The sequence below is a fragment of the bacterium genome, assembly GCA_012517375.1.
Taxonomy (GTDB): domain Bacteria; phylum Hydrothermota; class Tepidihabitantia; order B3-TA06; family B3-TA06; genus JAAYVC01.
Genome location: JAAYVC010000089.1, coordinates 25370 through 38672 on the forward strand (window position 1 = coordinate 25370; position 13303 = coordinate 38672).

The 13303-nt window shown below is 47.8% G+C and carries 11 protein-coding genes; 1 reads left to right on the plus strand and 10 read right to left on the minus strand.

All coding sequences use genetic code 11. The features are described from left to right. Window position 1: 1 nt before the first annotated feature. The 10 genes from GX441_09375 to GX441_09420 all read right to left on the minus strand — a co-directional run bounded on the left by GX441_09375 (window position 2) and on the right by GX441_09420 (window position 12681). Window positions 2-943 carry a PorV/PorQ family protein gene (locus tag GX441_09375; protein NLI98850.1) on the minus strand — a complete coding sequence of 314 codons (942 nt, stop codon included), beginning with the start codon at window positions 941-943 and terminating at the stop codon, window positions 2-4. Window positions 944-950: 7 nt separating this feature from the next. Next, a complete protein-coding gene (locus tag GX441_09380; GenBank protein NLI98851.1) occupies window positions 951-2072 on the minus strand; it encodes a hypothetical protein in 1122 nt (373 codons plus the stop codon). A 261-nt stretch (window positions 2073-2333) separates the two neighbouring features. Continuing rightward, window positions 2334-3974: a sigma-70 family RNA polymerase sigma factor gene (locus GX441_09385; protein ID NLI98852.1), complete on the minus strand. Its 1641-nt coding sequence runs from the start codon at window positions 3972-3974 to the stop codon at window positions 2334-2336. Next, window positions 3971-5677, minus strand: coding sequence for a DNA primase (locus GX441_09390; GenBank protein NLI98853.1), 1707 nt, complete (start codon window positions 5675-5677; stop codon window positions 3971-3973). Before GX441_09390 ends, GX441_09385 begins: the two co-directional genes overlap by 4 nt. Then, on the minus strand, window positions 5674-7980 hold the full coding sequence (locus GX441_09395; GenBank protein NLI98854.1) for a hypothetical protein: 2307 nt from the start codon (window positions 7978-7980) through the stop codon (window positions 5674-5676). Before GX441_09395 ends, GX441_09390 begins: the two co-directional genes overlap by 4 nt. A 1-nt stretch (window position 7981) precedes the next feature. Next, window positions 7982-8182 (minus strand): 30S ribosomal protein S21, encoded by a 201-nt coding sequence (locus tag GX441_09400; GenBank protein ID NLI98855.1) that lies wholly within the window; start codon window positions 8180-8182, stop codon window positions 7982-7984. A gap of 50 nt (window positions 8183-8232) precedes the next feature. Beyond that, complete coding sequence (locus tag GX441_09405) at window positions 8233-8958, minus strand: 16S rRNA (uracil(1498)-N(3))-methyltransferase (protein NLI98856.1); 726 nt, start codon at window positions 8956-8958, stop codon at window positions 8233-8235. Beyond that, window positions 8955-10082 carry a molecular chaperone DnaJ gene (gene dnaJ, locus GX441_09410; protein NLI98857.1) on the minus strand — a complete coding sequence of 376 codons (1128 nt, stop codon included), beginning with the start codon at window positions 10080-10082 and terminating at the stop codon, window positions 8955-8957. Before dnaJ ends, GX441_09405 begins: the two co-directional genes overlap by 4 nt. A 91-nt stretch (window positions 10083-10173) precedes the next feature. Next, on the minus strand, window positions 10174-12123 hold the full coding sequence (gene dnaK, locus GX441_09415) for a molecular chaperone DnaK (GenBank protein ID NLI98858.1): 1950 nt from the start codon (window positions 12121-12123) through the stop codon (window positions 10174-10176). A gap of 6 nt (window positions 12124-12129) precedes the next feature. Continuing rightward, a complete protein-coding gene (locus GX441_09420) occupies window positions 12130-12681 on the minus strand; it encodes a nucleotide exchange factor GrpE (GenBank protein ID NLI98859.1) in 552 nt (183 codons plus the stop codon). A gap of 143 nt (window positions 12682-12824) precedes the next feature. Between GX441_09420 and GX441_09425 the strand changes: the two genes are divergently transcribed. After that, window positions 12825-13303, plus strand: a 479-nt coding sequence (locus GX441_09425; protein NLI98860.1) for a hypothetical protein, incomplete at its 3' end; no start/stop codon positions are given.

Consider the following 13303-nt stretch of genomic DNA (forward strand, 5'->3'; position numbering starts at 1 on the left):
GTTAAAATGAAAAGTTTAGGCTTATTCTGTGCGTGAAACCAAGATCCATCTCTTGGTAGGGCACGAAAGCGTAATCGACGGATACACCCTTGTGAGCGATGCCTGCTCCGAAGGTTAGAAATTCGGTCGGAGGAATCAACTGAATCTTCTCACCGTCAGAGTATAAGAGTTTAACGCCCGCTCTCAAAGCAAGAATTTTGAACAACCTGAACTCGAGACCCGAACGAATGCCAGGGTCGCCATCGTATGGTCTGTAATGGAAATCTAGATTGAAAGACGTGGCCAGATTCTTGCTCCATTCGCGTTCGAAAGAACCGCCTGCACGAATAGTCATTGGTGGCTTGAAAACTTCTCCTTTGAGTCGGACATCGAAACCCAGATCAACCATTGAAACTCCGAAGTTGAGCCCCTGCAAGGGTGAAAAGCTCATTCCCGCATCCAGCCCCCAGCTCGAACCAAAATAGTTCCACAATCTTTCCGAATAATACCTTGCCATAAGGCCAACTTTTGTACCCTTAACAATCTCAAGCGCTCCGCCGAAAGCAAGCGACAAATCTGAAAACGAATACGTAGCTAACGGTTCTGTGGAAGGTACGCTATCGCGAAGTTCAATCTCCCCCCCTGAAAAATATATCAACCCGACGCCTATCGCCGCCGGACCGATACTTCTTTTGAGAAAGAGACTGCTTTGAGATGTTCCTACCAACCACCGCGTGTGATGAAGAGAAAGGTCATAAATCCCTCCGCCAGCAAGAAGCGCCGGATTCCAACGTATAGATGTTGCCGAATTCGCTCCGGCCACCCCGCTTTCGCCCATCGCTGATTCACGTGCGCCGATGGCAATCTTCAAGGAAGCATATCCCTGCGTGGCATTCGACGCGGTAAATATTCCGCTCAGCAAGAGAAGATACAAAGCCTGGATTATCTTATTATTGGTGCACAATTTACTGCTAAGCCTCAATAATTTCGACGTTTGCGCGAGGCAAACGCACGTGTTTTTTGTCTTCGAGTTCAACAACAAGAACCCTCACCTTTGATTCGGTTTCTATATTCTCAAGTTCAACCGGAAGATCGATAACTTTTCCGATTCCGCCAAAAAAAGGCTCGCGGATGATACGGATCTGTGTGCCTATCTTGAGTCCTTCTTCGAGTGAATCTTGAGAACGTTTCATATCTTTTGATTCGCGAGGCACGATTATCTCCGGTCTAATGACGCCTGCACGAATCTGCGTGGCTCCATTAATGGATGCCTTCATTCCGTCAAGCTCTTTCAAAAGGTCAAAAGTGCGCCTGGCCATTCGCATCTTGCCGAATCCTTCGGTGACAACTACCGTAAGAGGAATAGGCTCTGAGCCGGTAATGGCGACTCCAATATCATATCCGAGTACTTTTTTGATGGATGAGTCTTCTATTCCTCCGACAACGATTCCTCTTATGCCAAGCGAAATGCCTTTTTTTATAGCCTCTGCGGTAACAAGAGATCCTCCGACAACTATCTTATCCTTCATGTCTTGGGTCAGTTGTTTTTCGTCTATTACTTCATCTGGGTTTGAGACAATCACTTTTATGATACCTCTCCCCTCTCCGCCGAAACCAAATATTCCCTGGATAAGGCTTCCGGTCGTTTCTACGGTCACCCCTTCTTTTTCGAAAACCTCTACAACCCTGCCGTCAACGTAAGCTTCAACCTGCACTGGCTCCGGAGGCTCGCGGAGAATTACCTGACCGGTTATGGGCGATACGCTTTCTATTACGCCGTCTATGGGTGATTCGACATGCGATTTGAACATACCGAAAAGACCCTTGCTCTCGGCTAGATGCTCGCCTTTTTTTATCTCCTCGCCGGGTTTCTTGAGCATAAGTTCAGGAACTTCTTGTTGTTGAACGCCCAAAAGACCGCTCACGTTTAGGGTCGTCACGTTTCCTGGAAGCTGAGTCCTTGCAACAATGGTATCCCCCTTTACTTCCTGCCCTTTTGATACGAGCACCTCGCCCTGAAGAGGAAGCCTGCGTTCCTTGTCGATTTTAGTTTTTGCTGTAACCTTTAAGCCAGGCGTGTATGCGTGTGCCAAATTTTCCTCCTAAAAGTGAAAATAATAATTCTCACAAAAATTATAAGGCGCAAAACGAGCCTGTCAACATGCAAGATGTTTGTGCGCACTTGACCTTGGTTTTTTTTCAGGTTCCGTTTGCATGATGCGACGTCATCTTCTCTTGCATAAAAGAATCAGTGCGATTGTATCTTATACATTTTAGATAAGATTCATCCCAGGATAAGGTCAATATTTACCGGCTTCGTATCGGAAATTGGAAGATTGAACCTCGATAATACATTAGCGAAGCAGTTCCTTCAAGGGATCGAATATCTTGCGGCGCGAGGGGTCGCGAAGCTTCTTTATGGCCTTTGCTTCGATTTGACGAATACGTTCACGCGTGACGTTGAATATCTGACCGACCTCTTCAAGCGTGCGCTGAACGCCGTCATCCACACCGAAACGGAGTCTGAGAACCGTTTCCTCGCGCTTTGAGAGCGTGCCTAAAGCATCGTCTATCTTGGTTTCAAGAACAGAACGGGCGGCATGATAGGTCGGCACGGGCGTCTTGTCGTCGGATATGAAGTCGCCGACAAAGGACGAGTTATCATCGTCTATTGATTTGTCGAGGGAAACGTGGTACTGGGCTATGTTTGTAAGGAATTTAACCTTGTCCTCACTGAAGGAAGGAAGATAATGGGCTATCTCGTTAGGCCCGGGCAGACGACCGTGTTTTTGAATAAAGCGCCTTGATACGCGCGTGATTTTGTTTATCGCATCAATGATGTGAGCGGGAACGCGAACGGTCCGGGACTGGTCGGCTATAGCTCTTGTAATGGCCTGCTTAATCCACCAGGTTGCGTAAGTGGAAAACTTATAGCCTTTTTTGTAATCGAACTTCTCAACCGCTTTTATGAGGCCGCAGTTGCCTTCGGCTATCAGGTCTATAAATTCAAGCCCTCTATTTGTGTAACGCTTTGCGATGGATATTACAAGCCGAACATTGCCCTCTATCATATGATCGCGCGCAACCAGTATCGCTCTTTCTATCTCGGAAATCCTATCGATGCTTCTTTTCGCCTCCTCAATCGTCTTTCCGAAATTCTTTTCCGCGCGTCTGAGAGCATTTCGCAACTCCTGGTATTCCTCCCTGAATTTGGGATCGGACTCGGCTCGGGGCTTTATTTTTGCCGCCTGCTGATCTAGCTTCAACAGCTCATCCACTTCCCTCTTATAACGGTCAGAGTATTCCTTAACAACTTCCGTTTGCAGGGAAAGGGAAAGTATCTTCTGGTGAAGTTTCTCGCAAAGCTTTGCGAAGACTTCCTCTTCTTCTTTCGAGCGCGTTCTTCGTTTAGTAAATTCACGCATCGATTCGTTCAATTCGACTATTTTTTCAGTGTTGCGTAAAAACTGTTGTTTCCACTTTAAATATAGTTTTTTATCCAGAACCGAGTCTATATCCGGCTTCGACACTTGGTCCACCGGTTTGTCACCAGTTTCGACCTGCCGGCATTCTTGAACGAGTTGATCGACGACACTTGTCGCCGTGAATATATGCTTCTGGAGCTCGGCGTAGCCTTCTTCCATCTGACTCGAGTATTTGACCTCATCGTCCTTCGTAAGGAGGCCGAATTTATTAAGCTCCTTGAAGTAAGAACGGGTTGAATCCTTCCTTCCTTTCACTTTAGGCAGCTTGGATTGTTTATCCTTCGCTTCCTCTGGTCTTTCTTCGCTGTCCGAGACCAGCATGACATTAGAATCCCTTAATCTTACTATAATTTCATCTACTTCATCCGAAGAAACATAGGTCTCAGGCAGAAAAGTTTCAAGCTCCTTATAGGTTATAACCTGTCGATCGCTCAGTTGCTTGAGAATCTCCTCAGCAATCTCTTTGCCGCGCAGTACAGGCGCATTGTGTTGATTATTATTTTTTTTCATATGCCTTGATAGATTTTATTGCTTTCTCTTACTAAACTGTTTAATTGACTAAGTATTCTCTTTGCACGTTCGGCGTCGCCAACGTTTTCAGCCTCCCTGAGATCGTTACGAAGCTTTTCACGTGTGCGTTGGTATATATAATGAGCCAGCGTCCTTGAAAACTCCTCCTTTGAATATTTAAGCTCCGAAAGACTCCATTCGGATACTTTCTGGCGCATATGCTCCGAAAGAGCATCCATTATCTCACCAGGCGTAAAACGTTCACGCTCTGAAGATTTTTTATACAGCAACTCTAGAAGTTCGCGGCTGTCTCTTTCATTGATATATGAAGGAGCAAGATGCTTTAAGGCAATAGCGACGAACTCGGAATTAGTTACCATCATCTTCAAAAGCATCTCTTCGGTATCCGATATCCTCGATGTCTTACTCTCTGGTTTATGTTGTTTTTTTGATTCGCCGCTAGACACCCTTTCTGCGATTATGCCTCTGTGAACACCGATAAGTTTTGCAGCTTCGTCAACATAAAGCTCTCTTTTCAGATTGTCCGGGATACGACGAATGACAGAAATCATGATTTCAGCAACGCGACGGAGTTCTGCAGCGCTTTTGGGTGAATAGAGCCCGAAAAGGAATGACATCGGTTCCTCCGCCTCTTTTAACAATGCTTCAAAATCCTGCCGCGTATGAAGAGCCAGGTAGCTCGCTGGATCTTCACCCTCAGGCAACAATACCAGCTTAACATCTAAATCAGATGATAGAGCCTCTCCTAGAGTCCGCAGGGCGGCCTTTCTGCCTGCCTCGTCACTGTCAAAGACGAGAATGACGCTTTCAGTATAGCGGCTCAAGAGCCTTGCATGCTCTGCCGTAAATGCGGTGCCGAGCGGAGCCACCGCGCTACGGAAACCTTCCTGAACAAGCCTGAGAACGTCCATCTGTCCTTCTGCGATTAGCGCACCCTCTCGGCGCAGATAGGGTCGAGCCTCGAAAAGTCCGTATAGAAGCTGGCCTTTCTTGAATATTTTTGTTTCAGGCGTATTTACGTACTTGGCAGGATTTGCGTCTTCGCCGAATATGCGGCCTGAAAAACCAACCAGTTTGCCGGATGCCGTCTTAATCGGAAAAACAATCCTGCCCGCAAGAAAAGGATAGAATCTGCCCTGATGATTGCCGAGAACGCCCGCATCAGAAAGCATCTTAGTTGAAAGTTTTAATTCTCTAGCGCGAGCAAGTAGTTCTGAAGTATCCTGGGGAACAAGACCAAGGGCGAACGTTTTTATATTCTCTTCCTTGAGCCCTCTGGATGCAAGGTATTGCCTGGCGCCCAGACCTTCTTCTGACCACAGCTTGTTCTTGTAAACCTTGAGTGCAATCTCAAGCGCATCATAAAGCGGCTTCGATGGATCATCCTCGGCCGTATACTCAATCTTTATGCCCAGTCTTTCCGCAAGATGCTTAACTGCCTCGGGAAAAGACAAGTTTTCGTAATTCATGACAAAGGTGAGCGCATTTCCTCCGGCACCGCACCCGAAGCAATGATAAGCCTGCCGCTCAGAACTGACGTTGAATGACGGGGTCTTTTCTTTGTGGAACGGACACAACCCGACAAAACTCCTGCCTGCTCTTTTCAAGGCTACGTACTCTCCAATAAGTCCAACTATATCTGTCTCAGCGCGAACACGTTCGATAATCTCTGCTGGAATCATACGGCAAGCCTCAAAACTGTTACCCCGTCGCCGCCCTCAAACGGTTCACCCACACGGAAGGAGCTTACCCTGCGGTCGGTTCTGGCAAACTCCATAACCAGATTTCTCAAAACGCCGGTTCCCTTGCCGTGGACGATGTATACCTCCTGTACCCCTAAGGAAAGCGCCTCCGTGACATAGAAAGACAATCTTTCATAAGCCTCTTCCGCATACATACCCCTTAACGATAGTCTTGTATCGAACGGAACCTCGTCTTTGACTTGCACAAAACTCTTGGCAGGACTGCTTTCAGATAGAGGTTCAAGATCAGACAAGGGAAGCGATATCTTGAGCGTCCCGAATTCGACAAGAACTTCGCCAGAGCGGTCGTGGATATCTACGACCGTACCTTCCTTGCGAATTTTTTTAGAACGTACTCTCATTCCCGCTTCGATATTAGCCTGACTTGATAGAAGATGCTTCTCTTTTTCAGAAGCTTTTAGCCCATCTTCCTGTTCCTTGAGAAGCCGTTTTGCGCTTAGAACGCTTTCACGAGATGCACCGGACTCTCTTATGGATTTCACAAGATTCTCTATATCGCGCCTTGCCTCGCTGAGCTGTCTTTTTTTCTCATTGATAAGCTCGGTATCGAATTTTTTCTGGCGTTCATCCAGTTCCGCTTCCCTGGCCCTGTATTTTTCTTCCTGTTCTTTGAGGTAGAGATATTCCTGCTCAAGCTTCATCCTGAGTTCTTCCGCTATAAGCCGTTCTTCGGACAATCTTCTGATAAGGTTCGACATCTCAACCAGCTCAGGCCGAAGATACTGTCTGGCCTTCGACGTTACTTCCTTGGGAAACCCTACATCATCGGCTATGGAGAGCGCGTTGGATGTGCCCGGAATCCCCATAATCAAACGGTAGGTTGGATGACCGACGAACTCCATTCCTGCGTTCTGCATGCCATGATGCTGTTCAACAAAGTACTTCAGTGATTCGAGATGGGTCGTGGCAATGACTGTCGCACCTTTCTCGTAAAGAGCGGAAAGAACAGCCATGCCCAAGGCTCCCCCCTCCTCGGGAGATGTCGAGGAACCAAGCTCATCCAGGAGTACAAGGGAGGTTTCGTCTGCATCCTCGAGAATTCTCTTAAGATTGGCTAAATGAGCGGTAAAACTCGAAAGGTTGTCGTCTATCGACTGCTCGTCTCCTATGTCTATGAATATTTTTTTAAAGAAAGGAATTCTCGTGTCCGCAGATGCAGGAAGATGCAAGCCGCAAAGGGAAAGTAGAGAAAGAATCCCGATAGATTTGAGCACTACGGATTTGCCTCCGGCGTTAGGGCCTGAGATGAGCAATATCTTCGTATCAGGCGACAACTTGAGATATAGAGGCACAACCTTGCGTTTCAGTTCAAGAAGCGGATGTCTTGCGTTTAAGATATCGAGGAATTCTGCATCGGGATCAACCCTTGATGCACTGAACCGCGAAGCCCACTGTGCGCGTCCAAAGATGAAGTCCAGGTCTTCTACTGCTTTGAGTGAGCGCTGAATTATATGCACGTTTTCGCGAACGGCGCCAGCAAGCTCAAGAAGAATCCTTTCCGTCTCCTCACGCTCCTCTTCCTTAAGGCTTCTTAGCCTGTTATTCCCCGTAACGCTTTCGAAAGGTTCAATAAAAACAGTAGCTCCTCCTGATGAAGTTGCATGAACGATACCCTGGAGTTCATCTCCTCTTTCCCTGCGCACGGCAAGAACCAGTCTGCCTTCACGAAAATGTATTGCAGATTCCTGAAATATCTCCGGTCTCGAAGAAATCATGCTTTCCAAACCACGCATTACAACCCTGCGTTCTGAAGCCATCGAACGCCTTAGCTCCGCGAGTCGCGGAGAACAGGATTCTTTGACGCCGTCTTCATCAACTGTCTCGACTATGCGTGCTCGAAGTCCCTCAATGGACTTGACTCCTGAACCTGCCTGTTTGATAAGTGGATACTCCTCATCGCTTGCTGATGAAATCCTTCTTTCTATCGTCGAAAAACCTTCAAGAATCGTTGACAGTTTAAGAAACTCCTTCGGAGCGAGATATCGCTCCTTCTCCAGTGACTCAATCAAAGCATCTGTACCAGCGCAAACACTGAAAGGCAAACTCTGCTTAAAACACAGAGCTTCCTCTGTTTCGCTGAAACGAACAATCGCTTCCCGAGGATTCTCGCACGGAGCAAGCGACATTGCCTTTCTTTTTGCACCAGGCGTCGCACACGCCTCGGCAATCATTCCGCGAATACGCGTAAAATCGAGACGATCAAACGTCTCTTCCGGAATCACGTCAGTACTGAGTATCCTTCTGGCGCTTGCGCCAAGTCTTGCGCCGCGCCTCTATAAGCTTGCGTTTGCGCTTCTCGCTTGGTTTTTCGTAAAACTCATGACGCTTGTAGTCACGCAATATGCCTGCTTTTTCGCAGGCTCTGCGAAAACGACGCATAAAGCTTTCGTAAGATTCACCTTCGCGCACATTTATAGTTGCCAATCAGTTCACCTCCTTTCTTGAGGCGTTAATAATTTAATAATATCGACCAGTTAAACATCGTAAAGATTATAGACGTTTGCCAGTGCCGCAATTGCGGCAGTTTCGGATCTCAATCGTCTGAGCCCCAGGGAGAAAATCTTTGCGCCCGCTACGGTAAGACTCTCTATCTCGTCTGGCGCAAACCCGCCCTCGGGACCGATGATGAGTGCAATTCTTCTGACACGTCGGTTTGTCAATCTTTCACGAAGTTGGTGCCGGGCTTCTTCCCAAGCCACTAAAGCATGGTCATAATTAGGTATTGTAGCGATAAATTCCTTCAGGTCAAGTAAAGGCATTACACGAGGAGCGACAGACCGCAGAGACTGCTTCATCGCAGAAATGATAATTCTCTCAAAGCGGTCGAACTTCTTCATCCCTTCTTCCCATTCGGGCACCGTTCTCGCCGTCGAAAGCGGCTGGAAGGAAGTAACACCCATTTCGGTACCCTTTTCAAAAATCTGTTCTATTCGCGGGGCCTTCACGATACCGAAGGCTAGCGTTACCTCGAGTAGTGATTCGACAGGCTTGCGTTTTGTAGAGATTATCTGACCTTCTATCATATTTTCAGAAGCGGAATTTATAAGTATGAGATATTCCGAGCCTTCGCCGTCTGTAACATAGATTCTTTCGCCGCTGCGATGACGTTTTACCTTGAATATGTGATGAGCTTCTTCTCCTTGTATTGTTATTCTTCCGCCGGAAACGGTTTTAATGGGCGAGTAAAAAAGGTCCTTCATAGTTTCGGCCTTGCAGGTGGAGGAATCTTGTAATCATCCTTAAGAAGTTCTTCAAGAGCTCTTTTTTGTGAAGTCGTGAGCTTATCCGGGGTATGCACTATTAATCTTACTAGTTCGTCGCCGCTACCTCCGTCTAGGTGACCAATCCCCTGACCTCTTATCTTGTGAATGGAACCGGACTGAGTGCCAGCCGCAATCTTTATCTTCTTTTTTCCGTTCAGGGTCGGAACCTCTATGGAACCGCCTAATGCGGCAAGAGAGAAGGATATGGGAACGTCGACAATGATGTCGTCAGCCTGCCTTGCAAAAAGAGAATGGCGCTTCTCTTCGAACTCGACGATAAGGTCTCCCCTGCCTCCAGGTCCCCAGTGGCCTTCATTCCTAAGCCTCATGTAATTGCCGTTAGATACTCCTGCGGGTATTTTAATCTCAATCTTGCGGGGCTTCTTTAGCCTGCCCGTTCCGGAGCATGTTTTGCAGTTTTCTTTGAATATCTCACCTGTTCCTCCGCAAGCAGGACAGGTCTGTCTCTGCTGGATGCTTCCGAAAAAGGATCTGGAGACGGTTACAACACTGCCTCTGCCCTGACAGGCAGAGCAGCTTTTCGGTTCAAAACCGCCCTTGCCGCTGCATGTATCGCAAGATTCGTACCTTGATACTTCGATTGTTTTTTTGACCCCCGAGGCAATCTCTTCAAGAGATAGCGTTATCCTTATCCTTATATCTCCACCAATCCTGCGCCTCGGATTGACGGCAGCCGACTGACCGCCGAAACCGAAAAACCCTTCAAAAAGGTTTGAGAATAGATCGCCGAACAAGGAGTCGCCCTCGAAGTCGGTCCGATGCTGCCTGAAGAAGTCGTTCATATCAAAGCCCTGCGGACCATATCTGCGGTTAACGCCATCGTGTCCGAACTGGTCGTACAGCTTTCGCTTTTCAGGATCGGAGAGAACGTCATATGCCTCGCTTACCTCCTTGAACTTCTCGCGGCTCTCGTCCCGGTTTTCAGGATTCGCGTCCGGATGATGCTGCCGGGCAAGCTTTCGGTAGGCCTTTTTTATCTCCTCCTCGGATGCTCCGCGAGAAACGCCGAGTACTTCGTAGTAATCCCGCTTTTCGGCCATCAGTCGCAACCTATATCAATAAAGAAAGGGGTGAAAGGGTCGATCTGGATGGATGCCAGTATCATAAAGTGTTCAGCACCAGTCCCGGGTTTTATTGTTTACCCTCTTCTTCGTCAATCACCTTGTAATCGGGCTGTACATCCTCTTTCTCCTTTCCAGAGGATGATGAATCCGATTGACCTTGACTTGAAGGTCCTGGCCCTCCCGGCCCTCCCTGTTGCGCGCCTTTTTCCTGAGCCTTATAAAGGGCTTCTGACAGCTTATACGAAGCTTGTTGGAGTTCCTCAACGGATTTATTTATTGCGGCTGCATCCTCAGTCTTCATTGTTTCCTTGAGCGCCTTTATCTTTTCTTCGATGCTGTTTCTATCCGTTTCAGATATCTTGTCTTGAGCTTCGCGCATGGTTTTCTCTATGGAGTAGATGAAACCGTCCGCCTTGTTTCGAGCATCAACGACTTCGCGGCGTTTGCGGTCCTCTGCGGCGTGAGCTTCGGCGTCCTTAACCATTTTCTCTTTTTCTGAATCGGAAAGACCGGAAGAAGCCGTGATCCGAATCGACTGCTCCTTGCCAGTACCCTTATCCTTTGCTGATACGTGCAGGATGCCGTTTTCATCTATGTCAAAAGTAACCTCTATTTGTGGATCACCGCGTCTGGCTGGCGGTATGCCGTCAAGCTCGAAGCGACCGAGTGTACGGTTATCGGCCGCCATCGGTCTCTCGCCTTGAAGCACGTGAACGGTTACTGCAGGCTGGTTGTCCTCAGCGGTTGTGAAGGTTTCAGCCTTCTTGGTCGGTATGGTTGTGTTTCGGGGAATCAAGACGGTCATTACGCCGCCAAGCGTTTCGATACCGAGAGAGAGGGGGGTAACGTCGAGAAGAAGAAGCGCTGAATCCTTCTCAGCCTGGCCTGAGGCCTGGAATGCCGCCTGTGCAGCGCCTATAGCCACGACCTCGTCCGGGTTGATGCCTTTGTGAGGCTCCTTGCCGAAGAACTGGCGCACGCGCTCCTGAACCATAGGCATGCGAATCTGGCCGCCGACAAGTATGACCTCGTCTATCTGCGCAGGCGTAAGCTTTGCATCCTCCAGAGCCTGCCTGACAGGGCCGAAGGATTTTTCCACAAGGTCGCCTACGAGCGATTCCAGCTTAGTCCTCGTTAACCGCATCTCGAGATGGAGGGGACCCTTATCAGGGCTGGACGCGATAAAAGGCTGGCTTATGGAAGTCTCAAGACTCGATGAGAGCTCGATTTTGGCTTTTTCTGCTGCCTCTTTTATTCTAGCTAGTGCGGAACGGTCGACTGAAAGATCGATGCCCTGTTCGTTCTTGAACTCCTGGATTATATAATCCATTATCCGCTGGTCGAAATCATCGCCGCCCAGATGTGTGTTTCCGTTTGTAGAACGCACTTCTATCGTCTTCGCCTCGGAATCTATCTCGATTATCGAAATGTCGAATGTCCCTCCGCCGAGATCGTAAACCGCCACCTTTGCTGATTTCTGCTTATCAAGTCCGTAGGCAAGCGCCGCCGCTGTGGGTTCGTTTATGATTCGAAGGACGTCAAGACCTGCAATCCTGCCTGCATCCTTGGTGGCCTGGCGCTGGGAGTCGTTAAAGTAGGCAGGAACCGTTATCACAGCCTGCTGAATTGGTTCTCCAAGATATGCCTCGGCGGCTTTTTTAAGGTATTGCAGTATCATGGCCGATATCTCCGGAGGAGCCATCTTTTTCCCTTCTATTTCGACCCATGCATCACCATTATCTGCAGGTACAACCTTGAACGGCACGCGCTGCCGCTCATCTGTCACTTCAGAATAACGTCTTCCCATGAAACGTTTTATTGAGTAAACGGTTTCTTCGGGGTGAAGGACCGCTTGCCTCTTTGCTAACACTCCAACAAGACGCTCCTTGCCGAAGGAAACAACCGAAGGTGTAGTGCGCCCGCCTTCGGGATTAGGAATTACTGATGCCTGCCCCTGCTCAACAATAGCGACGCAAGAATTCGTCGTTCCAAGATCAATTCCTATTACTTTTGGCATAATTAGTTAAACCTCCTTAAAAAGATCAGTTTCGCTGTCAGCGATACTTTCTTTAGAATCTTTTAACTTTTCTTTAATAACAATAACCTGCGCAGGCCGAAGAACCCTGTCGGCCAGCATGAATCCTTTCTTTACTTCCTCAACAACCTCACCTGGTTTCGAACCCTCTCTTTCAATAAATCCTAAAGCCTCAGCTCTAGAGGGATCAAAGGTCTGCCCCAGCATGCTGAAAGCAACCAAACCATGCTGCATAAGTATCTTTTTTAGTTGCTCGAAAATAAGCTCGACCCCGCGCCTGTAAGACTCAAATTCTTCAGGTGAATTATGAGCAGTTTCGTGAGACAGGGCTCGTTCAAAATTATCCCACACATCAATCATATCTTTCATTATTATGGACGATGCGTAACTTCGGATCTCTTCAACTTCTCTGTTCCAGCGCTTGCGAGCGTTGTCAAAATCCGCTGCGGTTCTAAGCGCAAGCGAACGCAACTCCGCAATTTCTGTTTCCTTGGCGCGGAGTTCTTCTTTCAGCTTTGTAACGGGACCTTTACTTAACATCTGATGACACATTATAAATAGAAAGCGGGCTTCGTCAAGTTCTCGCTATGTGGATAAATTTCTAAGTTAATCTCTCAAGAGGGGTTGACAAATTCAAAAAAATCTTTACAATTTTAATCATGAATAATGAACAAGGAGGTCGCATGAAGAAACGTTTATTCGTTTCTATGGCTTTGGTTGCGTTGATATTAGTAACATTAACCGGTTGTGGTAACTATCCTCCAGTAATATCTGGAGTTGCAGCGACGCCTAACCCTGTTGAACCTGGCAGCATTACGATTATTACTGCCACAGTTGAAGATCAGGACAAGGATCCGCTAACCTACGAGTGGACAATTGGCGACTCGGTTTATACCGCTCAGTCGTTCAATTGGAAAGCTCCTTCCACTGAGGCTGACTACAACTTCTATCTCGAAGTATCAGATGGCAGAGGCGGAGTCGCATACGATACACTTGTTGTTAAAGTCGTTTTCGCAGGCATTAAAGCGGTAAAGATGCTTGAACCTAAGGATATCGGAACTCGAAAAGCCACTATAATGTGGACAAGCGCCGAGCAATCCTGGATGGGATACCGCGTCTATCGTTCCAAAGTAAGCGGAACGCTTGGAGATCCCATAGTATC